The following is a 25,747-nucleotide window of genomic DNA, read 5'->3' as shown; positions in this document are numbered from 1 at the left end:
ACGTACTAATATGTACGCTACGGTTAAAAGCTTCGAAATGCCTTGCTCTTTTTCAAATAAAACTTCGTCTACGGGTTTTTTGTTTATCATTAAGTATATAAAATATGTTTGAATATTTAATAAAATTCTCTCCAAAAATTCTTTTTATTGTAGAAGGAACTTTGATCACTTTAAAATATAGCGTTATTGCTGTTATATTTGGTCTAGTTATAGGAGTATTGCTAGCACTTTGTAAGGTAAATAAAAATCGTGCATTAAGACTTTTCGCAGATTTTTATACTTCCATTTTTAGAGGCACACCTTTATTAATTCAGTTAAGTATTATATATTTTGCATCGCCTTATTTAATAGGTATTAAATTTACTGTATTTATGGCAGGTGCTATTTCTTTTTCTCTTAATTCAGGTGCTTATGTTTCGGAAGTAATAAGAGCAGGAATTAATGCAGTTGATAAAGGGCAGTTTGAAGCAGCTGAAGCTCTTGCTATCCCCAAATTTTTGATTATGAAAGATATAATTTTGCCACAAGCAATTAAAAATATTTTTCCATCGTTAACCAATGAGCTTATCAATTTAATTAAAGAGTCAGCCATTATTTCAATGTTTGGAGAAATGGATCTAATGAAAAGGGCACAAATTGTATCGCTTGAGACATATAATTATTTTTTCCCAATGATTGTTGCCGCTTGTTGTTACTATATTTTAGTGATGCTAATAAGTTTTATAGCAAGAATAATAGAGAAAAAACTAATTGTTAGTTAAAACATACTTGCTTTTATGGAAAAAGTAATTATAATTTAAATTTAGTGTAATTTAATTTAACAGGGCAAATATATTATTTGCATTTGTAAAATCATTTAAAATTCAAAGGGCAAAAGTAGTTTTTGTCCTTTAATCATCGTATATATAAGTTTTTTTTGGAGTGTTTTTTTAATGCCAACATATAATCAATTAGTACGTTTTGGAAGAAAATCAAAAGTTCGTAAAACTAAATCTCCTGCGTTAGAGGCTAATCCTTTTAAAAGTGGAGTTTGTTTAGTAGTAAAAACTGTTACTCCTAAAAAGCCTAACTCAGCTCTTCGTAAAGTAGCAACTGTGCGTTTAAGTAATAAAAGAACTGTGAATGTTTATATTCCTGGTGAGAAGCATAGTGTGAAAGAGCATGATAGAGTGTTAGTAAGAGGCGGTCAGGTTCCTGATCTTCCAGGGGTAAAATATCACGTGGTACTCGGTGCTTATGATATTGCTGGAGTTAAAGGACGTAAACAAGGTCGTTCACGTTATGGTGCTCCTCGTAAACAAGTTGTAGCTACAAAAAAATAATTATTAGTTAGAGAGAAAAAGTCAAATGTCACGTCGTCATGCCGCAGAAAAGCGAGTAATTTTACCTGATATGAAGTATAACAGTGTTTTACTTTCTAGGTTTATCAATAATATTATGAAAGAGGGAAAAAAAGCTCTCGCAGAAAAAATAGTTTATTCTGCTTTCGATAAAATTGAAAAGAAACATAAAGCTGATCCGTATCAGACTTTCAATAATGCTATGAATAATGTAAAGCCATATTTGGAAGTAGCTTCTGTAAGAGTAGGAGGAGCTAATTATCAAGTTCCAACTCCGGTTGATGAAAGAAGAGGCTATGCTCTTGCATCTCGTTGGATTATTACAGCAGCAACAAAACGTTCTGAAAAAATGATGATTGATAAACTCGCTGAAGAATTATTTGAAGCTTCAAATAATAGAGGTGTTGCTATTAAGAAGAAAGAAGACACTCATAAAATGGCTGAAGCTAATAAAGCTTTCTCACACTTTAGCCCTAAAAAAACAAAGCAGGGTAACTAAATATGAGTAAAAAGCTTGAAAACATCCGTAATATCGGTATATGTGCTCATATTGATGCAGGTAAAACTACTACTACAGAACGTATTCTATATTATACAGGTAAATCTCATAAAATAGGTGAAGTTCATGAGGGTGGTGCTACCATGGACTGGATGGAGCAGGAGCAGGAGCGTGGTATAACAATTACCTCGGCTGCTACTACTTGTAGATGGCAAGATAAACAAATTAATATTATTGATACTCCTGGACACGTTGACTTTACTATTGAAGTAGAGCGTTCTTTACGTGTTCTTGATGGTGCTGTTGCAGTATTTGACGGCGTTGCAGGTGTGGAACCACAATCTGAAACGGTATGGAGACAAGCTGATAAATATAATGTTCCTAGAATGTGTTTTGTCAATAAAATGGACAGAATGGGAGCAGATTTTTATAGATGCGTTGAGATGATCAAGGATCGTTTAGGAGCAAAGCCTTTAGTTATTCAGCTTCCAATAGGCATTGAAGAAAATTTCAAAGGAGTTGTTGACCTTGTTAAAATGCAAGCAATAGTTTGGAAAGATGAGTCTTTAGGTGCTGAGTATTTTTATCAAGAAATTCCTGATGATATGAAAGCAAAGGCAGAAGAATATCGTGCTAATTTACTTGATATGGTTGTTGAGCTAGACGATAAAATCATGGAAAAATATTTGTCTGGTGAGGAAGTAACAGAAGAAGAAATTAAGAAATTAATAAGAAAAGGTACTATTTTAGCAGCTTTTTATCCAGTTTTATGTGGTAGTGCATTCAAAAATAAAGGCGTACAGCCCTTACTTGATGCTGTAGTAGATTATTTACCATCACCTATTGATATTGCTGCAGTAAAAGGCGTTGAAGTTAGCACAGGTGAGGAAAAAGATTTTCCTATTTCTGTGTCTGAGCCATTTTCTGCCTTAGCATTTAAAATTATGAATGATCCTTTTGTTGGTTCATTAACTTTTATTAGAGTGTACTCAGGTAAGATTACGTCAGGAACTAGCGTTATTAATACTGTAAAGAATAAAAGAGAGAAAATAGGTAGAATGTTATTAATGCATGCTAATAACCGTGAGGATGTAAAAGAAGCATCAGCCGGTGATATAGTAGCATTAGCAGGGCTTAAAGATACTACTACTGGTGATACATTATCGGATGAAGATAAAAAAGTAATACTTGAAAGAATGGAATTCCCTGAGCCAGTTATTGAACTTGCAGTAGAGCCTAAATCAAAGGTCGATCAAGAAAAAATGGGTCTAGCTCTTTCTCGTTTAGCAGCCGAGGATCCTTCATTTAGAACTTCAACTGATCAAGAAACAGGACAAACTGTTATCAAGGGAATGGGTGAGCTTCACTTGGAAATTATCATCGATCGTATGAGAAGAGAGTTTAAAGTTGAAGCGAATATAGGAGCTCCTCAAGTTGCATATCGTGAAACAATTACTAAATCTTGTGAAATTGATTATACCCATAAAAAGCAATCAGGTGGTGCAGGACAATTTGCACGTGTAAAAATTATTTTTGAACCTTTAAAAGACGTAAAAGATTTAAAAGAAGAAGATAAAAATAAGAGCTTTATTTTTGAAAGTAAAATTGTTGGTGGTGCTGTACCTAAAGAATATATTCCTGGTGTAGAAAAAGGATTAAATAACATTAGAGAAACAGGCGTAATTGCAGGTTATCCTATGATTGATTTTAAAGCTACATTAATTGATGGAGCTTTCCATGATGTGGATTCTAGCGTACTTGCATTTGAAATTGCCGCAAAAGCAGCATTTAGAGAGGGAATGCCTAAAGGTAATCCTAAATTACTTGAACCTATTATGAAAGTTGAAGTGATTACACCAGATGAGTATATGGGTGATGTTATTGGTGATCTAAATAGTCGTAGAGGACAAGTTCAAGGTATGGAGCCAAGAGGTAATGCTCAAGTGATTAAGGCACATGTTCCTTTAGCTGAAATGTTCGGTTATGTTAATACGCTTAGATCTTTATCGCAAGGTAGAGCTCAGTATAGCATGGTATTTGATCATTATGACCAAGTGCCAACTCAAGTTGCGGATACTATTAAAGCTAAAAAATAATATTTATTATTAGCTTAAAAGTAAAGTAAGATTAAAAATATTATATTTAAATAAAAAGGTTTTCAATAAATTTTGTTGATTTTTTATTTAAAATATGATAGGAGTGTAGCTCAATTGGTAGAGCGCCGGTCTCCAAAACCGGAGGTTGCGGGTTCGATACCTGTCGCTCCTGCCATTACAGGTAATAGGGCTTTTTACTAAAAATAACTTAATAAATATGTTTAAAGAGTATAAAATATATAAGTTTTTTGAACAAGTTAAACAAGAAGCTTATAAAGTAGTTTGGCCCACTAAAAAAGAGTTAACTGCTTCGACTTTAGTAGTCATAGTAGCAGTTTTTGTTTTTAGCCTAATTTGTTTAGTGCTCGATTATGGTATACATAATATAATACAAATTTTACTTAACATCGGTAAATAAGTTATCAAGGAATAAATTGTGGCAGAACAAAATATAGATGATATATTGTCAAATTCTGAAAAAGATACAAAAAAGTGGTATGTTATACATACTGCATCAGGAGCAGAAAATCGTATAAAACGAATGATGCTTGAGAGAATTAGCAAGCAGAAAATGTCAGATTTTTTTGATGATATATTAGTACCGGTTTTTGGTGTTTCCGAAGTTAAGCGTGGTAAAAACGTCAAGGTAGAAAAAAAATTAATGCCTAGTTATATTCTAATAAAAATGAATATGACAGATAAATCTTGGCATTTAGTAAAAAATATACCAGGAGTAACAGGCTTTTTAGGTAGTAAAACTACTCCAAAAGCTCTTACGGAAAGTGAAATACAGAATATTAGATTAGAAACCGAAGCTAAAGAAGCAAAAGATGCGAAATTATATGAAGTCGGCGAAATAGTAACTGTTACGGAAGGACCTTTTGAAACCTTTACAGGTACTGTAGAAGAAGTAGACCAAGAAAAAGCTAGATTAAAAGTTTCAGTATCAATATTTGGCAAAGCAACTCCGATAGAGTTAAGCTTTACCCAAGTAAAGAAAACCGACTAATGTAAATAGATTGTAAATAAATAGAATTATTATTTGATTATCTTTAAAGATAAAAAAGTTAAGGCTATAATTAAGAGAGAAAAGAAGGATATTCGTAAATGGCACAAAAAATAGAAAGTTATATTAATTTGATTGTACATGCTGGCGAAGCTACCCCTGCTCCTCCTATAGGACCAGCATTGGGGCAAAGAAAAGTTAATATTATGGAATTTTGTAAAGCTTTTAATGCTGCTACACAAGGTACAGAAAAAGGAACTCCTCTTCCAACTGTCATTACTGTATACGCAGATAAAAGTTTTACTTTTAGAGTTAAAACACCTCCAGCGTCGTATTATATAAAGAAATTTGCTAAAGTTAAAAAAGGTTCTAGTGCTACTAAAAAAGAAGCTGTTGTAGCCAAGATCACCATGGAAGATTGTCGTGAGATCGCAAAGTTAAAAATGCCTGATCTAAATACAAAAGATATTAATGCAGCAACAAAGATTATTTGTGGTAGTGCAGCATCTATGGGAATTGAAGTTGTAGGGAATTAATTATTATGTCAAATAACAAAGATGTTGCTATAAAATCTAGCGGCGGTAAGAAAATAAGAGAAGCACGCGTTAAAGTAAGATCGGATAGTTTATGTAATTTAACAACTGCGGTTGAGAAATTAAAATCCGCTTCTTATGTTAAGTTTGATCCAACTTTAGAAATAGTTATGAAGCTTGGAATTGATCCAAGACACTCTGATCAAATGGTACGTGGTGTAGTGAATTTGCCAGCAGGTACAGGTAAAACTGTAAGAGTTGCCGTTATTTGTAAAGAAGAAAGAGAAGAAGAAGCTAAAGCTGCGGGTGCGGATTTAGTAGGTTCAAGCAATATTATTGATGAAATTAAAGCTGGTAAGATCAATTTTGATGTATGTATAGCTACCCCTGATATGATGGCAGTTATAGGTTCAGTTGCAAGAATTTTAGGACCAAAAGGTTTAATGCCTAATCCTAAACTTGGAACAGTGACACTAGATATTAAGGGTGCTGTTAAGAATGCTAAAAGTGGTCAAGTAGAATATAGAGCGGAAAAAGCAGGTATAATTCACGCAGGTCTTGGAAAATTATCTTTTTCAGATCAAGATTTATTAAAAAATTTGAAAGCGTTTATTGATGCAGTAATTAAAGCAAAACCTACTGGAGTGAAAGGAAGTTATTTAAAAGCAATATATTTATCTTCTACTATGGGTGCATCAGTACAAATAGATTTAGCTAGCATAGCATAAACTAAATTTATTACATTTGAATCTATATTCTTTAGCTACCTAACCTATTAATTTATGTAAAGCTTAGTATATATTAAACTCATTTGTACCAAATTTTATAAATATATCTTAAAGTAAAACTTCAAATATTGATCTAGATTTTTGTAAGTAGACTAATAAAGTATGAAAGAATAGTAATCTTAATAAATAATAAGTTATTAAGAAAAGTATAGAAACATCTCAAGTGTTGTAACAAGGAGAATTAATAAAGTGTTAAGATCAGAAAAACCGGAAGCTGTAGAAGAAATAGTAAGTATTTATAAAGATTCACCATCTGTAATCGTTGCTCATTATCACGGATTAACTGTTAGTGAAGTCAATTCACTTAGAGAGTCTCTTAAGTCTAAAGATGCAGGTTTTAAAGTTGTTAAAAATACTTTAGCAAAAATAGCAGCAAATAAAGCAGGTCTTGATGATATCGTAAGCTTATTTTCAGGTCCTACCGCTATTGTTTATTCTAAAGAGCTGGTTGAAATGGCAAAGTTAGTAGTTAATTTTGCTAAAAGCAATGAAAATCTTAAGATTGTTGGCGGTATAGTCGATAAACAAGTATTAAATGAACATTCAATAAAAGAACTTTCTAAGTTACCTTCATTAAATGAGCTTAGAAGTAAAATTGTTGGGTTATTACAAGCTCCGGCTACTAAGATTGCAGGTGTTTTACAAGCACCGTCTTCAAGCTTAGCCAGGGTGGTACAAGCAAATGCTAGTAAAAATTAATTCAGATAATAATATATAATAAGTAAAAAGGAAAAAATTATGGCAGATTTAGCTAAAATTGAAGAACAATTATCATCTTTAACATTAATGCAAGCAGCTGAGCTTGTAAAAATGTTAGAAGAAAAATGGGGTGTATCTGCAGCAGCACCTGTAGCTGTAGCAGCAGCTGCCGCTCCTGCTGCTGAAGCAGCTGCTGAAAAAACTGATTTTGAAGTAGTTTTAGCTTCTAGTGGTGATAAAAAAGTGGAAGTAATTAAAGTTGTAAAAGAAATTACTGGTCTTGGTTTAATTGAAGCTAAAAAATTAGTTGATGAAGCTCCAAAACCAATTAAAAGCAATGTGAAAAAAGCAGAAGCAGAAGAAATTAAAAGCAAATTAGAAGCTGCTGGAGCAAAAGTAGAATTAAAGTAATTTTATTTTTATAATAAATTTTTTACGTTAATATAAAATTTAAAATTGCTTATTAGAATTTTTAAAAGCCTTATTTTAGTAGTTAAATTTAAATAAGGCTTTTAGCTATTTTGTTAATGGATTACTTTTTCATAAAGCAATTTGTTAGTAATTTCTAGTAGTTAACGCTAAGTTAAACATTACCATTAAAAATTTTTATCAAAATTATCTTCATTTAACAAAAATTTTAGTTAATGTATTTAAGTTATAAAAGTGTAGCACCATATTTACGTAACTTAAACCTTAAGCATTAAAATATATACACTTGCAAGTATTAATGATGCAGATTTTAAGATAAAAATTTAATCTTAAATTCGACTAAAAAGATTAAGGTTTTGGCAAGAATTGTCCTTAATTAAATGAAGATTTACAGTAAATTATATTAAAAAAATTTACAGTATAAAAATTATAGCAAAAGCTACCTTAAGCTATTATTTCCTTGTTTTTATCAGTATTAAGACAGATTTTTAAAATCTTATCTTAATGCTTGCGTTAATAAAGTTTAATAATAAGTCTATTAAGTTTCTTTAACTGTTAACTTCAATGTTGATAGTTAATTTTTTATCAGTCAGGAGATTATATGGTTTCATTAAGGGATAATATTGAAGTACAACCCTTGTCACATAATAAAAGAGTAAGAAAAAATTTTGGTCATATAAATTTAGTAGCAGATATACCGAATTTGATTGAAATTCAAAAAAATTCATATGAAAAAAATTTTCTACAGCTAGATACAAAAGATTCCGAAAGAAAAAATAAAGGCTTACAATCTATATTAAATTCAATTTTTCCTATCTCTGATCCTTCTAATATAGCTAATTTAGAATTCGTTAAATATGAATTTGATACTCCAAAATATGATGTGGAAGAATGCACTCAAAGAAGCTTAAGCTATGATTCTGCTCTTAAGGTAACCTTAAGGTTAAGTATCTGGGATATAGATGAAGATACTGGTAGCCGAGAAATTAAAAGTATAAAAGAGCAGCAAGTATATATGGGTAATATCCCATTAATGACTAAAAATGGTACTTTTATCATTAATGGTACAGAAAGAGTAGTTGTATCGCAAATGCATCGCTCACCTGGGGTGTTCTTCTATCATGATGAGGGCAAAGTTCATTCTTCTAGAAAACTTTTATATTCTGCACGTGTTATTCCATATAGAGGGTCATGGCTTGATTTAGAGTTTGATGCTAAAGATATTATTTATTTTAGAATAGATAGAAAAAGAAAACTTTATGCTACTACTTTGCTTAAAGCAATAGGCATGAGTACAGAAGAAATTATAAAATTTTATTATGATTCAGTAAATTATAAAGCTGTTAAAAATAAGGGGTGGGCAGTTAAATTTATGCCTAGCCATATTACTGCACATAGATTAACAAGTGATTTAATAGATGCTGATACAGGAAATGTTTTGCTTAAAGCAGGACAAAAAATTACTCCTCGCCTAGCTAAAAAATATGCTGGAGAAGGACTTAATAATATTTTAGTATCTCATGAGGCTTTAACTGGTAAATATTTATCTGTGGATTTAAAAGATCCTGAAAGTGATGAAATATTAGCAAAAATCGGTGAAATGGTTACTGTTGAGTTACTTAGTGTAATTAGTGATCTTAAAATTAAAAATATTAGTGTATTAGTAATTAATCCTCAATCCGGTCCATATATCAGAAATACTTTATTTTCTGATAAGAATCAAGATCGTGAATCAGCATTATTTGATATTTTTAGAGTATTAAGACCAGGAGAGCCTGCTAATATTGAAGCTGCTGAAAGTTTATTTTATAATTTATTCTTTGACCCTGAAAGATATGATCTTTCAGAAGTAGGTCGAATAAAAATGAATTCAAGGTTAGAATTGAATATTTCTGATGAAACTACAATTTTAACTACAGATGATATAAAAAATATACTAAGAGTATTAGTAGAGCTTAAAGATGGCAAAGGGATTATAGATGATATTGATCACTTAGGTAACAGAAGGGTTAGATCGGTTGGTGAATTGATAGAAAATCAATTCAGAATAGGTCTTGTCCGGATGGAAAAGTCAGTGGTTGAAAGAATGTCGGCAGGTGATATTGATACAGTAATGCCTCACGATTTAGTGAATTCTAAGATTTTAGTCTCAGTAGTAAAGGAATTTTTTAGTACTTCGCAATTATCCCAATTTATGGATCAAACAAATCCATTATCTGAAATAACTCATAAAAGAAGATTATCAGCATTAGGTCCTGGTGGTCTTAGTCGTGATAGAGCCGGCTTTGAAGTGCGTGACGTGCACCCAACTCACTACGGTCGTATTTGTCCTATTGAAACACCTGAAGGTCAAAATATCGGATTAATTAACTCTATGGCAACTTATGCTAGAATAAATAAGCATGGTTTTATAGAAAGCCCATATAGAAAAGTCAAAGATGGACATGTAACCGATGAAGTAGTATACCTTTCAGCTATTGAAGAAGGGAAGTATAAGATCGGTCAAGCAAATTCTAAGGTTGATAAAGACGGAGTATTGCAGGGCGAGTTTATTAATTGCCGAGTTGAAGGTGGCAATTTTGTAATGGTAGAGCCGCAAGAAGTGGACTTCATTGATGTAACGCCTATGCAGGTTGTATCTGTTGCAGCTTCCCTTATACCGTTCTTAGAAAATGATGATGCTAACCGTGCTTTGATGGGATCAAACATGCAAAGACAAGCGGTTCCTTTAATTAAAACTGATGCACCTTTTGTTGGTACAGGAGTTGAGGGTGTAGTAGCAAAAGATTCTGGAGCATCTGTACTTGCATTAAATGATGGTATAGTTGAGCAGGTAGATTCGAATAGAATTGTAATTAGAGCTATTGGTCAAAAAACCGAAAGTGCACCTTCAGTTGATATTTATAACTTATTAAAATTCCAAAAGTCTAACCATAATACTTGTATCAATCAAAAGCCTCTAGTTAAGGTAGGTCATTATGTTAAGAAGAATGATATTATAGCTGATGGACCTAGTACCGATAATGGTGAAATTGCTTTAGGTAGAAACGTTTTAGTCGCTTTCTTGCCTTGGAATGGATACAATTTTGAAGATTCAATTTTAATATCAGAGCGAATAGTAAAAGAAGACGTATTTACTTCTGTCCATATTGAAGAGTTTGAAGTAATAGCAAGAGATACTCGCCTTGGTCCTGAAGAAATTACGCGTGATATACCTAATGTAAGTGAAGAAGCACTTCGTCATCTTGATGAGGTCGGAATAATTTATGTAGGTGCAGAAGTAAAAGCAGGTGATATTTTAGTAGGGAAAGTAACGCCGAAAAGTGAATCACCTATTACTCCTGAGGAAAAATTACTGAGAGCTATTTTTGGAGAAAAAGCTTTTGATGTGAAAGATTCATCTCTGCATGTTCCTTCTGGAGTTAGTGGGACAGTAGTAGAGGTAAGAGTGTTTTCTCGTCGAGGTGTTGAAAAAGATCAGCGTGCTATTGCTATCGAAAAGCAGCAAATTGAAAAACTAGCAAAAGATCGTGATGATGAGTTAGAAATTATAGAGCATTTTGTATTCGGTTGGCTTGAAAAGCTTTTAGTAGGGCAGGTAAGCATTAATGGTCCTAAGACAGTGAAAGCTGGACAAACTATTATAAGCGAAACCTTAAAAGGTTTATCTAAAGGACAGCTTTGGCAGCTTACTGTTGAAGATGCAAATGTAATGAACGAAATAGAACAGCTCAAAAGTCATTATGATGGTAAGAAAGAAGCTCTTAATAAAAGGTTTGCTACTAAAGTAGAAAAATTACAAAGTGGAGATGATTTACCTCAAGGTGCTTTAAAAGTTGTAAAAGTATTTATTGCAACTAAGCATAAATTACAGCCTGGTGATAAGATGGCAGGAAGACACGGAAATAAAGGTGTTATTTCACGTATTGTGCCAGAAGAGGATATGCCATTCTTAGAAGATGGAACTGTAGTTGATATTGTTCTCAATCCTTTAGGTCTTCCTTCTCGTATGAATATAGGGCAGGTGCTTGAAACTCATCTTGGTTGGGCATCGGTGAATCTAGCAAAAAAAATAGCAGGTTTAGTAGAAGAACATAAAACTAAACATGCAAGTATTGAGAAGATTAAGAAGTTTTTAATCGAGCTATATGGTGAGAATATTAATCATATACTTGAAAAATCTGAAGAGGAAATTATTTCATTCTGTAATGAAGCTGCTAAGGGAGTATATTTTGCAACTCCAGTATTTGATGGTGCAAAGGTTGAAGACGTTAAGGATATGCTAAGGCTTGCAGGTCAAGATCTTTCAGGGCAAGTAAAGTTAATTGATGGTAGAACTGGTGAGTATTTTGATCGCTTAGTAACTGTAGGGCAAAAATATTTATTAAAGCTACATCACTTAGTAGATAATAAAATTCATTCTCGTTCTATAGGTCCTTATAGTTTAGTGACTCAACAACCTCTTGGAGGAAAATCGCATTTTGGTGGTCAGCGTTTTGGGGAAATGGAATGCTGGGCATTACAAGCATATGGAGCTGCTTATACGTTACAAGAAATGTTAACTGTTAAATCAGATGACGTAAATGGTAGAATTAAGATTTATGACTCTATAGTGCGTGGTGAAAATAATTTTGAATCTGGTATTCCTGAGTCATTTAACGTGATGATAAAAGAATTTAGATCTTTATGTCTTAATGTAAAACTTGAAGTGACTTCTTAAGGATTATTGAATAAAAATATTAAAATTTTCTTTTAGGAGGAGCAAGTAGTGCTGCTTTTAAAAGAAAAGAAGTATACTCACACAATGACTCTAATAAAGAAGTAAAATGCAGATACTTCAAAAGTTGGAAGTCAAATAAGCGGTAAAGCAAAGCGTAGAAAACTACGTGAGCAAAACTAAGTACCAAAATCTTGAAGCATCAAGGTATATAAGAGCAATTTTAAGGAAAAAGTATTTATGAGTGTAGTAAATTTTTACGGACAATTAAGTAATACTCAACAATTTGATCAGATAAGAATTAATATAGCAAGTCCAGAACAAGTGCGTTCATGGTCTTTCGGTGAAGTAATAAAACCTGAAACTATTAATTATCGTACTTTTAAACCTGAGAAAGATGGTTTATTTTGTGCAAGAATTTTTGGTCCAGTAAAAGATTATGAATGTCTTTGCGGCAAGTATAAGCGAATGAAAAATCGTGGTATTACTTGTGAAAAGTGCGGTGTTGAGGTTACTGTTTCTAGAGTAAGACGTGAAAGAATGGGGCATATAGAACTTGCGGCCCCCGTTGCTCATATTTGGTTTCTAAAGTCTCTTCCTTCAAGAATTAGTACGCTTCTTGATATGACGATGCGAGATATAGAAAAAATTCTTTATTTTGAAAATTATGTGGTAGTTGATCCTGGATTATCTATTCTACAAAAAGGTGAGCTTTTAACTGAAGAAGAGCTGCAAAAAGCAAAGGATAAATACGGGGAAGATGCATTTACTGCGTCTATTGGTGCAGAAGTAGTACAACAAATGCTAAAAGAGCTTGATTTCTCAACATTAAAGCAAGAGCTGTACGAAGAACTACAAAACACGACTTCAGAAGTAAAAAAGAAAAAGTTAGTAAAGCGTTTAAAATTAGTAGAAGACTTTTTAGAATCTGAAAACAAGCCAGAATGGATGATTATGAACGTATTGCCGGTCATGCCTCCTGAACTTAGACCGCTTGTTATGTTAGATGGTGGAAGATTCGCTACTTCAGATCTTAATGAACTTTATAGAAGAGTAATTAATAGAAATAATCGTCTAAAGAAGCTTATAGAGTCGAAAGCACCTGATATAATTGTTAGAAATGAAAAAAGAATGCTGCAAGAAGCAGTGGACGCGTTATTTGATAACGGACGCCGCGGTAGAGCAGCAAAAAATGCTAATAAGCGTCCATTTAAGTCATTAAGTGATATGCTGAAAGGTAAGCAAGGTCGTTTCCGTCAAAACTTACTTGGTAAAAGGGTGGACTACTCAGGACGTTCAGTTATCGTAGTAGGACCTGAGCTTAAACTTCATCAGTGTGGTTTACCTAAAAAAATGGCTTTAGAATTATTTAAGCCGTTCATTTATTCAAAGCTTGAGTTATATGGTATTGCTACAACTATTAAAGCAGCTAAAAGAATGGTTGAGGCTGAAAAGCCTGAAGTTTGGGATGCACTTGAAGAAGTTATAAGAGAACACCCTGTGTTACTTAACAGAGCTCCGACATTGCACCGCCTTGGCATTCAAGCATTTGAGCCGTTATTAATCGAAGGTAAGGCAATACAGCTTCATCCGCTCGTTTGTGCTGCTTTCAATGCGGACTTTGACGGGGATCAAATGGCTGTACATATTCCTTTATCGATTGAAGCCCAGCTTGAAGCTAGGGTATTTATGATGTCTACTAATAATATCTTAAGCCCTGCTAATGGACGTCCTATTATTGTACCAGATAAAGATATAGTACTCGGCTTATATTATTTAACGCTTGCTTTTGATCATGAGGTAGGCGAGGGTATGATGTTCTCAGACTTAACTGAAATGGAGCATGCTTTATATAACAAATTTATAACTATTCATACTAAGATAAAATATCGTCGTAATCAGTTAAATGCCGAGGGCAAAATAGTTCCTGTAATAGTTGATACTACTTATGGAAGATTAATGGTTGGTGAGTTATTGCCTTCTAATCCTAATATAGAATATAAGTTTATTAATAAGCCTTTAACTAAAAAAGATATCTCTTTAGTAATAGATTTAGTCTATCGTCACTGCGGTCAAAAAGCTACAGTAATTTTTGCTGATCAGCTGATGAAACTTGGCTTTAAATATGCTTGTTCTTCAGGTATTTCTTTTGGTATGGATGATATGGTTGTACCAAAATCTAAAATTGTTCATATTGATGAAACACAGCTTGAGATCAAGGAATTTGAGCAGCAATATTCAAATGGTTTAATTACTTACGGCGAAAAATATAACAAAGTAATTGATGCATGGTCAAGATGTACTGATAGAGTAGCTAATGACATGATGAAAGAAATTGCTAAACCACCTGTTAGTGATGATTCAAATCAACAAAAGATAAACTCCATCTATATGATGGCTATTTCAGGTGCTAGAGGGTCTTTCCAGCAAATCAAACAGCTTGGTGGTATGCGTGGGCTTATGACTAAATCAAATGGTCAAATTATACCAACGCCTATTATCGCTAACTTTAAGGAAGGGCTAACTGTATTTGAGTGCTTTAACTCCGCTAATGGAATGCGTAAAGGACAAATAGATACGGCTTTAAAAACCGCAAGCTCAGGTTACTTAACAAGAAAATTAGTAGATGTTGCACAAGATTGTATTATTACTGAAAAAGATTGTAACACCGATAAGGGTATTGAAGTAAAGAGTATTATAGAAGGTGGTGAAGTAATAGTGCCTTTAGCCGAAATGATTTTAGGTCGTACAGCAGCTATTAATATATATCATCCAGTAACTAATGATTTAATCCTCACCAAAGGTGAATTAATTAATGAATCTAAATTAGAGCAAATCGAATCTGCAGGTTTAGATAGAATTATGATTAAGTCGGTACTAACCTGTGAAAGTTCCACCGGTATATGTGCTATATGTTATGGTAGAGACCTTGCTACCGGTTCGTTAGTTTCCGAAGGGGAAGCTATAGGGGTGATCGCTGCTCAGTCTATTGGTGAGCCAGGTACACAGCTTACAATGAGAACTTTCCACATCGGAGGAGCGGCAACAAAAGGAGCTGAAGTATCTTCTGTAGAAGCCTCGTATGATGCAAAAGTAAAAATTCTTAGCCGTAACGTGGTTATTAATTCCGAAGAACGAAAAATTGTTATGAGCCGTAACTGTGAGTTATTATTACTTGATAATAACGGCAATGAAAAAGCTCGTAGTAAAATCCCATATGGTGCTAGATTACTTGTTGATGAGGGTGATATGGTTACTAAGACGCAGAAGCTTGCAGAATGGGATCCATATACCATACCTATTATTACTGAAAAATCTGGTAAAGTATTATTTAAAGATATGGTTGAGGGAATTTCGGTACGTGACGTAACTGATGAGGCAACTGGTATTCCAAGTAAAGTTATCATTGAATCAAAACAATATTCACGTGGAGCAGAACTAAGACCAAGAATCCAGCTTCTTGGCGCCAAAGGTGAAATTATCATGTTATCAAATGGTTTAGAAGCAAGATATTACTTACCAGTTGGAGCGGTTTTAAGTGTAGAAGAAGGGGTGCAAATATCAGTAGGTGATATAATTGCACGTATTCCGAAAGAGTCAACTACTACTAAGGATATTACCGGTGGTTTACCAAGAGTAGCCGAGCTTTTCGAAGCAAGACGTCCAAAAGATCACGCAGTGATTGCTGAGATAGATGGTCGAGTAGAGTTTGGTAAAGATTATAAATCTAAAAGACGTATTATTATACACCCAGTTGATGGTTCGATGGGTCTTGAGTATATGGTGCCAAAAGGTAAGCATGTTGTGATTAATGAGGGAGGCTTTGTTAAGAAAGGTGATTTATTAATTGATGGTAATCCAGTACTTCAGGATATTTTAAAAGTGATGGGGGTAGAGCTTCTTGCAAGCTATATTGTTAAAGAGGTTCAGGCTGTTTATCGTCTACAAGGTGTAAAAATTGATGATAAGCACATAGAAGTAATTATTCGTCAGATGTTACAGAAAGTAGAAATAACAGACTCAGGCGGCACTACATTATTAGTAGGTGAGAAGATAGATCGACGTGAATTTGACGAAATAAATGAAAAAGCAATTAAGAATGGTTTAAGAGCTGCTGATGCTCAGTTAATATTACAAGGTATTACTAAGTCTTCTCTGCAAACTAGATCATTTATATCTGCTGCATCGTTCCAAGAAACCACTAGGGTTTTAACTGAAGCTGCTATTGCTGGTAAAGTTGATAAGCTAAGAGGACTTAAGGAAAATGTTATAGTTGGGCGTTTAGTACCTGCAGGAACAGGCTTCTTTATGGACAAAATGCGTAAAGTAGCAGCAAAGCTTGATGAAGAAAATGCATAAGATTTGTGCGTAACTTACAGCAATCTCATAAGGAAGTATATCCCTGAGATTGCTTCGTCAAAACTTAGTAATGACGTTTAAAATCTTTAAATATATGCATCTTAGATTAATAGTTTTTATAATTTTTTGTGTATTTATTCTACCTAAGTTGTAGTAATAAAAAGATTTATAAGAATTCAAATTCATTTCAAGGGATAGTAATTAAAGGCAAGCAAGAAGCAAGGAAGCTAGATATTCCAACTGCTAATATTTCTATAGTTCCTTATAGTATTCAAGAGGGTGTATATAGTTGTAGGGTACTTGTTAAAGAAAAACAATATAAAGCTATGTGTTATTATGATCTAGAAAGATCTAACATTTTAGAAGCTTATATATTCAACTTTAATGAAGATTTATATAATCAAACAATAAATATATATTTGAAAAATTTTATACGTAAACCGGTTAAAAACATTTCTTTTGAAGAAATAAAACTATTAATTAAAAAAGATATAGAATCTTGTTACAATGACTAAAGACAGTATTACCCGCACTTTTCATGACGGGTAACACTTTAGTAATTATTTTCCTTTTTCTACACCTGGTTTACAGAGTAGTTTACCTAAGCATAAAAATGAATATATTCCACAAAAACCAATAATTATATAAAGTAACTTAACAACAATTGGAAAAGAACTGAATAAAAGTGTTACTAAGTTAAAATTGAATAATCCAATTAGTCCTCAATTTATAGCACCTATAGAGGCACCGTCAAGTTAAGAGAGATGTAAATTAAGTATTGAGCAAATGCATGGAATAATTTATAGAATAGCAGTAACCATTTATCTCTAAATTTCACCATTATGCGTATTACTCAAGCTCCGAAGAGACATCGTTTTCCAGCAAGCATCATTAGCCATGCAGTATGGTTATATCATCGTTTTAATAGTAGCTACCGAGATGTTCAAGAACAGATGGCATATCGAGGTATTATTTTGAGTCATGAGACAGTAAGATTTTGGTGCAACAAATTTGCAGTTTATTTTCAAGATGTTATCAGAAGGAGAGAGCGGAAGCCAACTGATAAATGGCATTTAGATAAAATGAACATTAAGATTAAAGGTGAAGTATTCATACTATGGAGGGCTGTTGACTCTGAGGGACATGAATTAGAAGTATTGCTACAGAAGCGACGCAACAAGAAATCAGCTATTCGCTTTTTATTAAGATTATTGGGCAATTACCCAGCTCCAAGAGTAATTGTTACTGATAAGCTCAAGAGTTACATTAAACTGATTAAGCTTATGTGTCCTAGGACTAAACATCGAACTAATAAGAGATTAAATAATCGCGTTGAGAATGCACATCAACCAACTAGGCGAAAAGAGAAGATATTGATTAAATTTAAGCATCCTAATGCAGCACAATGTATAGATGCGATAAGATAGTGACTTAGAGTATGAGTTAGATTATACTAAATGAAAAACTTATGGCAAAGGCATATTCATACGATTTAAGAATACGAGTAATAAAAAGTTTAACAGATGGTAAAACAATAAAAGAGACTTCTGAGATATACTCTATTAGTAGGAAGACTATAATAGAATGGAAAAAATTAAAGAAACAAACCGGCGATATCAAAGCAAAAAGTGGTTATCATACAGGACATCGTAGAATAATAAGAGACATAGAGGGATTTAAAAAATTTATAGAATTAAATTTTGATAAAACCACCATGGAACTAGCTAACAACTGGAGTCAAAAAGTATCTGCAAGTACGATATCAAGATTGCTTAATAAATTAGGTTATAGTTATAAAAAAAACTTTTCTTCATCCCAAAAGAGATGTTGGTCTAAGGAATGAGTTTATATTGAAACTAAAAACTATAGACAAACAAGATTTAGTATTTATCGATGAATCTGGGATAGAAGATAATAGCTGTAGAGAACACGGGTGGAGCATTATCGGTCAAAGATGTTATGGTGAAAGGGTCTATCAATATAAATCACGGATTAGTATGATTGCTGGGGTGTCTGCCAAAGATATTATTGCCCCAATAATATTTGATGGGACATGTAATAAGGACATTTTTGAAACTTATGTACAAGAGATATTGATTAAAGAGTTAAAGCCTGGTCAGATAGTAGTAATGGATAATATTAATTTTCATAAAAGTACAAAAGTGAAAACGTTAATTGAATCTGTTGGTTGCAGTATTTTATTTTTACCAACTTGACTAACGAATATTAGAATTCCCTATGACGAATATTAAAATTACCTATTTTTGAGTAAAAAATATTGTCTAGTGTATTATATTATTATCCTCCAATTTTATAGTTAATTTTTTTTCTTTTGCTGTAGCGATTCTATAACTTTCAGTATTCAGTTCAAGAATTGAAGAATGGTGAACCAATCTGTCAATGGCTGCTGATGTAGTCATTTCGTCTTTAAAAATGGAATTCCATTTTGCAAAAACTAAATTGCTAGTAATTAATACACTACGCATCTCATAACGTTCAGCTAATAAGGTAAATAAAACATCAGTTTCCTCACGATTATATGGTACATATGATATATCATCAATTATCAATATTTCAAAATAATCGAATTTTTTAATAATTTGCTTAAGTTTTAAACTAAGCTTTGCTTCTAGTAATTGTTGAACCAAATTAGCTGCTGTTGTATATAATACACGCCTACCGGCAAGACACCACTCACGTGCTAAACCTATACTAAGATGACTTTTGCCAGTACCAGGATTACCAAAAATAAGTATATTTTCATAGCGATCCATAAATTCTCCTTGTGCAAGATATTGGATCTTAGTTGACGATAATCCTGGGATACGCTTAATATCAAAGTTGCTTAATAACTTATCTCGAGAGAGTTTTGCTTGCTTTAGCAATCTGGCGATACGTTGCTGATGTCTATGTTCTAACTCACGTATGGCTAACTCTTGTAGATAATCTATATATGTTTTCTTTTCTTGCTCAAAGCTTTCTGCAACTGATTTATAGCATGATGCAAAAGTAGGTAAACAAAGGTTCTTGAGTAAATTATTTAGCGGTTGCGGAGTTATTATCTTTTTACTCATGCGACCTCCATTGTTTTAAAGCAATGTAATTGATCATATTCGGACAGTACTGGTTGATTAATTTTTACTGAACAAACAGTTTTAGTCTGACTATTTAGTAAATCTGTAATATGATCAATTATTGGTTCAATCTTCTCTTCTACTAGCATTTCTAATGCAGCAACTACATTCAATTCTCCATACATTTTTGCTAATTGTAATATTTTAAGATATATTTTATGCCCCTTATATGGATATATAGATATCAGCTGGTCATATACCTGACGAAATATAGCACGTGGAAATAAAGCTTCATAATATTGATATTGGGCAAATGCTCCAGGTTTACGTACTAAACTATCAATGATATGTCTATAATCAATAACATAGCCATTGCTGATTCTAAACATTTTTTGTAAACATTTGTTACCATAGTAAAGCTCTATTTCTTCAGAATAAATATAAGCTTTTAAAGTATAACCTATTAAGCGACTAGGCACAGAATAAGCTACAGATAAAATACTAACTGTACTGCTTGGGTTAACACGTACTGATAATATTGTAGGTGCATTCCATTTCCTGATTGGTAACTCTTTTAAATAAACTAATTCTTCAGCTAATTTTTCTTTTCTACAGCTATTGCGCTTTTCTTTAATTTGTGTAAGGAATAATTCATAAGCTTTTAAATCAACAAAATTACGTGATCCACGTAATAGCAAATGTTGATTCACTGCTTGCTTAAATGTATCATGACTTTTTTCAACAGAACCATTTTCATGACTGACACCGGGATTATTTCGCGATGGTGCAACATCGTAATAACCAAGCAATTCTTGCCATTTTTCTGTAAATTGTCTACTATTACCACATTGCTTGGTAGCTGCACTTAAATTATCTGTACGATGCTCTGGTAAAACTCCACCTAACTCCCATACAGCTTTTTCAAACCCTGATGCTAATGTATCAAAACTTTCACTATGGCATATGCTGAAAGTTTCCCAACATGAATAAGGCAATATAAAATGAAATAGTAAATGAGAATATGGTTTCCCATCAATACAAATACCTAATTGATTCATATTGGTCCAATCAGACTGGCTTTGTTTGCCAGGAAGAATATTTTGTAAAAAGATGACTGGCTTATCCTTACCATGTTCAGCTCTCCATTGTTTCAACCTTTTCTGCAAACAGCGTAATTGCTTTCCATTATAATTTCCATGATACTTTTCTGTCAAATATGCTAATATGGTAGTTGCTTGCAACTCCGGTGCTGATCCTAGCATTGATTCTATTTCATCCCAGTGCTTAACAAATGGATCCTTACGTGTCCTATATTTACGTACTGTTCGTAATTCGCTTGGATACTTATTAACACCTAAATATTTACGTGCTGTTTTTACACTCATACCTGCTTTTGCAGCAGAAATTATCTGATTATATTTTTTGATCTTTTGCATTAAAATACCTACTTGTTTATTTGTACATGTCATCAGTAATTCTCGAATAATAAATAAATCTTAAAAAGAAATTTTTATTCGATATTACTGTCCATAGTTACTTCTTTTTTATAGGTAATTTTAATGTTCGTTGAGGGTATTTCTAATATTCGTTAGTCACCAACTTACTCTCCTGATTTAAATCCTATTGAGCATTACTGGTTTAAAATCAAGAACGAAATAAGAAAAACTGTTTCTAATTTTGAGCACTTTTTTGATGCGGTTTACTATGCTCTTGAAAAAGTCACTACCTTATCGCATTAAGCTATACATTATCACTGATGGGAAAAGTTAGAAATATATTTGCCGTAAATGTTGGAAGATATACTAAAACAGCACCTTACCAAAGAATTGCATTTGCATCCGCTAAATCCATTTGGGATGAAGCTACTCAAAGACTTCTTGCTGCCTGAAATCTAAAAATATTACTCTTTTTGACACTATGGTAAATTAAGTTGAAGTTTGCGTATTAAAGAATTGAATTAAAGCATTATATAATTGATCAAATTGAGTAATTGTAGCTTTAATCCATCGCTTCATATTGGCCCAAAATTTCTCTATTGGATTTAGATCAGGGGAGTAAGGTGGTAAGAATATTATCCTACAACCTACTGATTCTATTAGTTCTTTGGTCCTTTGAGACTTATGGAAAGCAGCGTTATCCATCACTACAACTTGTCCAGGTTTTAGCTCTTTTATTAAAAATTCTCCAACCCAACTTTCAAATAATTGTCTATTACATGTTCCATTAAATATCATCGGTGCTATACACTCTTTATTAACATAACCAGCTATGATATTTGTTCTGTTGTAATATTTACCGCTTTTTTTACCAATAAGTTTTTCGCTTTTTTTGCCCCATCCTCTATCTTTGCAGATATTTATCTCAATACCACTTTCATCAATATATACAAGATGTTCTATTGGTGTATCTTTTATGACCTCTTGGTACTTATCTCGCTTTTCTTGACTTGCTTCCAAGTAGGAAAAGTCTTTTTTTTATAGCTAAAACCTAGTTGCTTTAACCAATAATACGCACCCACAGAACTCATATTAAAATACGTACCCATTTCTAATAATGTGAAATTAGGATTAGAACTCACGTACAACTCAACATCTTGACTTGTTACCCGTCCTTTTTTGCCTCCTATTCTTCTTGCTAAATAATGTCCTTCGGACTTATATCTCTTATACCAATTCCTTACTGTGTTTGCTGCTATTTCAAATCTTATCGCAGTGCTATTGCAGCTATTACCTCTTTCTACATATCCTATAACTCTTTTTCTAAAATCTTGACTATATGATCTTGGCATTTTCCTTTATATATATCATCCCTATACTCAAACCTCAACTTAATTTACTATATGTTACTTAACTTGACGATGCCCCTATAGAAGATAATAAATGTATAGTAGTAATAAGTGGATTACTAGAAGTGTTTATTAGCATATTTTGCTCTCCATATTTATTGATGTTTAAGTAAATCTAGAATTCAAAACAATTTACTATACAATTATAATTTCCTATTTTTAGATAGATGTCATTTAAATTTTTATATTTATAAAAATATTTTATAAATTATTAACTTTTCTTAAATGTTTGGTATATTACAGGTATAACAAAAATTGTAAATATAGTACCAATACTTAAGCCACCAACTATTACAAGACCAATAGAATTACGAGCAGCAGCACCCGCCCCTGTTGCAAAAATCAATGGCATACTACCGACGACTGCGGCAAGTGTAGTCATTAAGATTGGTCGCAAGCGAAGAGTACAAGCTTCTATTATAGCATTTCTAATATTTGCTCCTTTTTCTTTTAATTGGTTAGCAAATTCTACTATCATAATGGAGTTTTTAGTAATTAACCCAATTAAAGTAATAAGTCCAATATTACTATACATATTAAGGCTGTTACCTGAGATCCAAAGAGCAAGCACACCGCCGGTTATAGAAAAAGGTGCGGCAAGCAATATTAATAACGGATCAACAAAGCTTTCAAATTGTGCTGCAAGTACTAAATAAATGAATATGAGAGCAAAACCGAATGAAAGAAGCATATTACTATCTGCTTCTTTCATTTGCTTAATTTCTCCGATATATTCGAGTATAGTATTACTTGAATCAAGTAACTTAGCTGCTATTTTATTAATTTCATTAATCGCATCTTCGATTTTACTATCAGGGCTAAGGTCGGAAGAGATGGTAACGGATTTTGAGTTGTTATAATGGCTATATGATTTCACGGATATTTTTTCTGTGATATTAGCTATTGATTCAAGTGGTAACATATTATTGTTCTTTGTTGGTATCGAGATTTTACTGAAATCACTAATACTACTACGATCTTTTTGATTAAATTGCAACATTACTTCATATAGATCGTTACCCATTCTAAAATCACCTACTTGTTGACCTGCCAGCAAATACTGCACTGTTTTACCTATATTTGCCATATTCATTCCATATAAATAAGCTTTATCACGATTAATTTCGATAGCAATAGTTGGCATTGCCGATTGTAAATTCCTATTTACATTTAAAAATATTGGATTTGCTTTCATTATATCTATAAATTGCTGTGATATTTTATCTAAATCATCATATTCAAGATTCGTTTGAATAGTAAATTCGATAGGACTACCTCCCCCACTACTGACCATTGAGCGAGGATCCATAGCAAAAACTTTCATACCTGCTATCTCAGAAAACTGCTTATTTAGCATATTCTTAATTGTTTCTTGCGATCTAGAACGCTGCTTCCAATCTTTTAACGGGACAAAAGACAAGACATTATCACTACTGCCTGCTCCTATTACCATTAAGTAACCTGCTATGTCTTTGTAATTAGCAAGGATTTTCTCGGCTTCTATTACTATTTCAGTAGAATGCTCTAGGCTAGATCCTTCCGGTCCTTTAAAAGAAAGTTGCAAAAATCCATCATCTTCTTGAGGTATAAAAGTTTTTCGCACAAATTTAAAACTAATAATTAATACCACAAATGATGCAACAATAATTAGAACAAATTTCTTTTTATTATCAAAAGTTAAGTTTAGATAATAGATATATCTGTCCTGTATTAATTGTAAAAGCTCGTTAAATTTAACTAAAAATTTGAGAGTTGGAGCATTATGTTTAGTAATCATACGACTTGACATCATAGGTGTTAAGGTTAGAGCTACAAACCCTGAAAATAAAACACAGAATGCTAGAGTCCATGCGAATTCTATGAATAATTTTCCGACAAACCCATCTATGAATCCAACAGGTAAAAATACAGCAGCAAGTGTGATAGTCATCGCAATAATTGCGAACCCTATTTCTTTAGAGGCGAGCAATGCCGCTTCCATAGGTTTATGACCCATTTCATTATATCTAAATATATTTTCGAGCATAACTATTGCATCATCTACCACAAGTCCGATTGCAAGGATCATGGCAAGTAGCGTAAAGATATTGATAGAAAATCCCATAGCATACATTACGCTGAAAGTACCTATTAACGATACAGGAATAGTAACAAATGGAATTAAGGTAATTTTAGCAGAGGCAAGAAATAAATATGTTACTAAAATCACTAATATTAAAGCTTCAAAAATGGTTTGAAATACTGCATAAATGGAGGCTCTAACAGGTTTTGCTCCGTCATACGCAATATTTAAGCTTATTCCTTTAGGAAATGAATCTTTTAGTTTTTCAAGTTCTTTTGCAACATCATTTGATAAATCTATAACGTTAGCCTTAGACTCCTTTATAAGTCCAAGAGCAATAGAATTTTTCCCGTTATACTTAAATAGTACTTCATTATCTGGGGCAGTTAAATATACTTTAGCTATATCTTGTAGCTTGATTATACTATTATCTTGGACTTTTATTATAATATTGCCAAATTCTTCCGGTTTAGATAAAGAACCTTCAAGAGTTACTATAAAATTATTTATTCCTGTTTTAATATTGCCGGCAGGATAATCTTTATTTTGCTCTTTTATGGCAACCTCAATATCTAATAAAGAAATTTTATGTTGGTATAATTTTTTAGGATCAGGCTCTATTCGCATTATATATTCATTGCCGCCATAAATTTGTGACTGTCCTACGCTCTCAAGCTTATCTAAAGGAGTTTGCAAGTAATCTTCAACTATTTTTGTTAACTCTAAATCGTTATATTGTTCACTTTCAACGCTTATAAAGAGACTTGGAAAGCTATCAGCATCAAGTTTTGCAACTGAAGGTGCTTTCATATCCTGCGGAAACATATAAGTTATATCTGATATTTTAGAGCGTACATCATTTAATGCCACTTCAATATCTGTAGATAATAAGAAAGATAAAGTAATACTACTTTGTCCAGTGCTACTTTGTGAAGTTATATAATCTAGGTTTTTAACTGTTTTTAAAGCCTTTTCTATTCGAGTTGTTATTTCTTTTTCCATATATAAAGCATCAGCACCAGCATAAAAAGCATTGACGTTTATAATAGGAATTGAAATATCTGGCGTACCTCTAATTTGTAGCTTAGTAAAAAAAATTGTTCCAAGAACTAAAATAACTAAACTTAAAACGGTTGCAAATACCGGATGTTTTATGCAAATTTCAGATAATAACATTTGATTTGATGCTCTCTTTGATATATTTATTGTAAATTTTTACTTGAATTATTTAATTATATCCAGCTTTAAAAGCATAACTGATGTAAAATGGCTACATTTTTTTATCAATTATACAATTATA

General features: G+C 32.6%; 22 protein-coding genes, 1 tRNA gene and 3 pseudogenes. 19 read left to right on the top strand and 7 right to left on the bottom strand.

What is annotated here, in order from left to right:
• Positions 1–104 precede the first annotated feature (104 nt).
• The 14 genes from ACICQC_RS08365 (at position 105) to ACICQC_RS08300 (ending at position 16,981) form a co-directional block, all read left to right on the top strand.
• Positions 105–761, top strand: a complete 657-nt coding sequence (locus ACICQC_RS08365; protein ID WP_011477822.1) for an amino acid ABC transporter permease — start codon at positions 105–107, stop codon at positions 759–761.
• 171 nt (positions 762–932) lie between these two features.
• Positions 933–1,322: a 30S ribosomal protein S12 gene (gene rpsL / locus ACICQC_RS08360; RefSeq protein WP_341788384.1), complete on the top strand. Its 390-nt coding sequence runs from the start codon at positions 933–935 to the stop codon at positions 1,320–1,322.
• A 25-nt stretch (positions 1,323–1,347) separates the two neighbouring features.
• Positions 1,348–1,839, top strand: a complete 492-nt coding sequence (gene rpsG / locus ACICQC_RS08355; RefSeq protein WP_395476666.1) for a 30S ribosomal protein S7 — start codon at positions 1,348–1,350, stop codon at positions 1,837–1,839.
• 2 nt (positions 1,840–1,841) lie between these two features.
• Complete coding sequence (gene fusA, locus ACICQC_RS08350) at positions 1,842–3,935, top strand: elongation factor G (RefSeq protein WP_395476665.1); 2,094 nt, start codon at positions 1,842–1,844, stop codon at positions 3,933–3,935.
• A 99-nt stretch (positions 3,936–4,034) separates the two neighbouring features.
• Positions 4,035–4,110: transfer RNA gene (locus ACICQC_RS08345), tRNA-Trp, on the top strand.
• 42 nt (positions 4,111–4,152) lie between these two features.
• Entirely contained in the window at positions 4,153–4,353 is a 201-nt protein-coding gene (gene secE, locus ACICQC_RS08340; RefSeq protein WP_011477818.1) for a preprotein translocase subunit SecE, read from the top strand.
• A gap of 18 nt (positions 4,354–4,371) precedes the next feature.
• On the top strand, positions 4,372–4,944 hold the full coding sequence (gene nusG / locus ACICQC_RS08335) for a transcription termination/antitermination protein NusG (RefSeq protein ID WP_395476664.1): 573 nt from the start codon (positions 4,372–4,374) through the stop codon (positions 4,942–4,944).
• A gap of 98 nt (positions 4,945–5,042) precedes the next feature.
• The gene (rplK, locus tag ACICQC_RS08330) at positions 5,043–5,477 is read left to right on the top strand and encodes a 50S ribosomal protein L11 (protein ID WP_395476663.1); all 435 of its coding nucleotides are present in this window, start codon (positions 5,043–5,045) and stop codon (positions 5,475–5,477) included.
• 5 nt (positions 5,478–5,482) lie between these two features.
• Positions 5,483–6,202 (top strand): 50S ribosomal protein L1, encoded by a 720-nt coding sequence (gene rplA / locus ACICQC_RS08325; protein WP_395476662.1) that lies wholly within the window; start codon positions 5,483–5,485, stop codon positions 6,200–6,202.
• Positions 6,203–6,451: 249 nt separating this feature from the next.
• The gene (gene rplJ, locus ACICQC_RS08320; RefSeq protein WP_395476661.1) at positions 6,452–6,961 is read left to right on the top strand and encodes a 50S ribosomal protein L10; all 510 of its coding nucleotides are present in this window, start codon (positions 6,452–6,454) and stop codon (positions 6,959–6,961) included.
• A gap of 39 nt (positions 6,962–7,000) precedes the next feature.
• A complete protein-coding gene (gene rplL, locus ACICQC_RS08315) occupies positions 7,001–7,372 on the top strand; it encodes a 50S ribosomal protein L7/L12 (RefSeq protein WP_011477813.1) in 372 nt (123 codons plus the stop codon).
• A 619-nt stretch (positions 7,373–7,991) separates the two neighbouring features.
• Complete coding sequence (gene rpoB, locus ACICQC_RS08310; protein ID WP_395476660.1) at positions 7,992–12,110, top strand: DNA-directed RNA polymerase subunit beta; 4,119 nt, start codon at positions 7,992–7,994, stop codon at positions 12,108–12,110.
• A gap of 237 nt (positions 12,111–12,347) precedes the next feature.
• Positions 12,348–16,466, top strand: a complete 4,119-nt coding sequence (rpoC, locus tag ACICQC_RS08305; RefSeq protein WP_395476659.1) for a DNA-directed RNA polymerase subunit beta' — start codon at positions 12,348–12,350, stop codon at positions 16,464–16,466.
• A gap of 128 nt (positions 16,467–16,594) precedes the next feature.
• Positions 16,595–16,981, top strand: coding sequence for a riboflavin kinase (locus tag ACICQC_RS08300; protein WP_395476658.1), 387 nt, complete (start codon positions 16,595–16,597; stop codon positions 16,979–16,981).
• Between the two features lie 45 nt (positions 16,982–17,026).
• On the opposite strand, the pseudogene ACICQC_RS08295 reads toward ACICQC_RS08300, so the two are convergent.
• Positions 17,027–17,206: pseudogene (locus ACICQC_RS08295) on the bottom strand (DUF378 domain-containing protein).
• A gap of 102 nt (positions 17,207–17,308) precedes the next feature.
• Between ACICQC_RS08295 and ACICQC_RS08290 the strand changes: the two are divergent.
• The 3 genes from ACICQC_RS08290 to ACICQC_RS08280 are packed head-to-tail and all read left to right on the top strand — an operon-like array spanning position 17,309 to position 18,682.
• Positions 17,309–17,893 carry an IS6 family transposase gene (locus ACICQC_RS08290; RefSeq protein WP_395476657.1) on the top strand — a complete coding sequence of 195 codons (585 nt, stop codon included), beginning with the start codon at positions 17,309–17,311 and terminating at the stop codon, positions 17,891–17,893.
• Between the two features lie 41 nt (positions 17,894–17,934).
• Positions 17,935–18,309: a transposase gene (locus tag ACICQC_RS08285; protein ID WP_395476636.1), complete on the top strand. Its 375-nt coding sequence runs from the start codon at positions 17,935–17,937 to the stop codon at positions 18,307–18,309.
• A gap of 7 nt (positions 18,310–18,316) precedes the next feature.
• On the top strand, positions 18,317–18,682 hold the full coding sequence (locus ACICQC_RS08280) for a transposase (protein ID WP_395476656.1): 366 nt from the start codon (positions 18,317–18,319) through the stop codon (positions 18,680–18,682).
• A gap of 66 nt (positions 18,683–18,748) precedes the next feature.
• On the opposite strand, the gene istB is transcribed toward ACICQC_RS08280, so the two are convergent.
• Entirely contained in the window at positions 18,749–19,540 is a 792-nt protein-coding gene (gene istB / locus ACICQC_RS08275; protein WP_395476338.1) for an IS21-like element helper ATPase IstB, read from the bottom strand.
• Complete coding sequence (istA, locus tag ACICQC_RS08270) at positions 19,537–21,009, bottom strand: IS21 family transposase (protein WP_395476339.1); 1,473 nt, start codon at positions 21,007–21,009, stop codon at positions 19,537–19,539. The genes istB and istA overlap by 4 nt, the downstream gene beginning before the upstream one ends.
• Positions 21,010–21,135: 126 nt before the next feature.
• On the opposite strand from istA, the pseudogene ACICQC_RS08265 reads away from it, so the two are divergent.
• Together ACICQC_RS08265 and ACICQC_RS08260 are read left to right on the top strand one after the other, a co-directional pair.
• Positions 21,136–21,279, top strand: a pseudogene (locus tag ACICQC_RS08265) (transposase); the annotation flags it as partial.
• 17 nt (positions 21,280–21,296) lie between these two features.
• Complete coding sequence (locus ACICQC_RS08260; protein ID WP_395476655.1) at positions 21,297–21,428, top strand: hypothetical protein; 132 nt, start codon at positions 21,297–21,299, stop codon at positions 21,426–21,428.
• A 37-nt stretch (positions 21,429–21,465) separates the two neighbouring features.
• Here ACICQC_RS08260 and ACICQC_RS08255 read toward each other — a convergent pair whose 3' ends face one another.
• The 4 genes and pseudogenes from ACICQC_RS08255 to ACICQC_RS08240 all read right to left on the bottom strand — a co-directional run bounded on the left by ACICQC_RS08255 (position 21,466) and on the right by ACICQC_RS08240 (position 25,623).
• Positions 21,466–21,996 carry an IS630 family transposase gene (locus ACICQC_RS08255; protein WP_395476342.1) on the bottom strand — a complete coding sequence of 177 codons (531 nt, stop codon included), beginning with the start codon at positions 21,994–21,996 and terminating at the stop codon, positions 21,466–21,468.
• Positions 21,951–22,328, bottom strand: a complete 378-nt coding sequence (locus ACICQC_RS08250) for an IS630 transposase-related protein (protein WP_395476240.1) — start codon at positions 22,326–22,328, stop codon at positions 21,951–21,953. The genes ACICQC_RS08255 and ACICQC_RS08250 overlap by 46 nt, the downstream gene beginning before the upstream one ends.
• 70 nt (positions 22,329–22,398) lie before the next feature.
• A pseudogene (locus ACICQC_RS08245) lies at positions 22,399–22,464 on the bottom strand (DUF378 domain-containing protein); the annotation flags it as partial.
• Positions 22,465–22,596: 132 nt separating this feature from the next.
• A complete protein-coding gene (locus ACICQC_RS08240; protein ID WP_395476653.1) occupies positions 22,597–25,623 on the bottom strand; it encodes an efflux RND transporter permease subunit in 3,027 nt (1,008 codons plus the stop codon).
• Positions 25,624–25,747 lie beyond the last annotated feature (124 nt).

Origin of the sequence: Rickettsia endosymbiont of Pantilius tunicatus (assembly GCF_964291875.1) — a bacterium.
Lineage (GTDB): Bacteria > Pseudomonadota > Alphaproteobacteria > Rickettsiales > Rickettsiaceae > Rickettsia.
The sequence above is the reverse complement of the archived record's forward strand: the minus strand, read 5'-3'. Positions and strand labels throughout refer to the sequence as shown.

Excerpts from the sequence above, each read along its gene's own strand:
- ACICQC_RS08365 (WP_011477822.1), top strand. The coding sequence starts at position 105 with ATGTTTGAATATTTAATAAAATTCTCTCCAAAAATTCTTTTTATTGTA.
- rpsL (WP_341788384.1), top strand. The coding sequence starts at position 933 with ATGCCAACATATAATCAATTAGTACGTTTTGGAAGAAAATCAAAAGTT.
- rpsG (WP_395476666.1), top strand. The coding sequence starts at position 1,348 with ATGTCACGTCGTCATGCCGCAGAAAAGCGAGTAATTTTACCTGATATG.
- fusA (WP_395476665.1), top strand. The coding sequence starts at position 1,842 with ATGAGTAAAAAGCTTGAAAACATCCGTAATATCGGTATATGTGCTCAT.
- secE (WP_011477818.1), top strand. The coding sequence starts at position 4,153 with ATGTTTAAAGAGTATAAAATATATAAGTTTTTTGAACAAGTTAAACAA.
- rplK (WP_395476663.1), top strand. The coding sequence starts at position 5,043 with ATGGCACAAAAAATAGAAAGTTATATTAATTTGATTGTACATGCTGGC.
- rplA (WP_395476662.1), top strand. The coding sequence starts at position 5,483 with ATGTCAAATAACAAAGATGTTGCTATAAAATCTAGCGGCGGTAAGAAA.
- rplL (WP_011477813.1), top strand. The coding sequence starts at position 7,001 with ATGGCAGATTTAGCTAAAATTGAAGAACAATTATCATCTTTAACATTA.
- rpoB (WP_395476660.1), top strand. The coding sequence starts at position 7,992 with ATGGTTTCATTAAGGGATAATATTGAAGTACAACCCTTGTCACATAAT.
- rpoC (WP_395476659.1), top strand. The coding sequence starts at position 12,348 with ATGAGTGTAGTAAATTTTTACGGACAATTAAGTAATACTCAACAATTT.
- ACICQC_RS08290 (WP_395476657.1), top strand. The coding sequence starts at position 17,309 with ATGCGTATTACTCAAGCTCCGAAGAGACATCGTTTTCCAGCAAGCATC.
- ACICQC_RS08285 (WP_395476636.1), top strand. The coding sequence starts at position 17,935 with ATGGCAAAGGCATATTCATACGATTTAAGAATACGAGTAATAAAAAGT.
- istB (WP_395476338.1), bottom strand. The coding sequence starts at position 19,540 with ATGAGTAAAAAGATAATAACTCCGCAACCGCTAAATAATTTACTCAAG.
- istA (WP_395476339.1), bottom strand. The coding sequence starts at position 21,009 with ATGACATGTACAAATAAACAAGTAGGTATTTTAATGCAAAAGATCAAA.
- ACICQC_RS08260 (WP_395476655.1), top strand. The coding sequence starts at position 21,297 with ATGGGAAAAGTTAGAAATATATTTGCCGTAAATGTTGGAAGATATACT.
- ACICQC_RS08250 (WP_395476240.1), bottom strand. The coding sequence starts at position 22,328 with ATGCCAAGATCATATAGTCAAGATTTTAGAAAAAGAGTTATAGGATAT.
- ACICQC_RS08240 (WP_395476653.1), bottom strand. The coding sequence starts at position 25,623 with ATGTTATTATCTGAAATTTGCATAAAACATCCGGTATTTGCAACCGTT.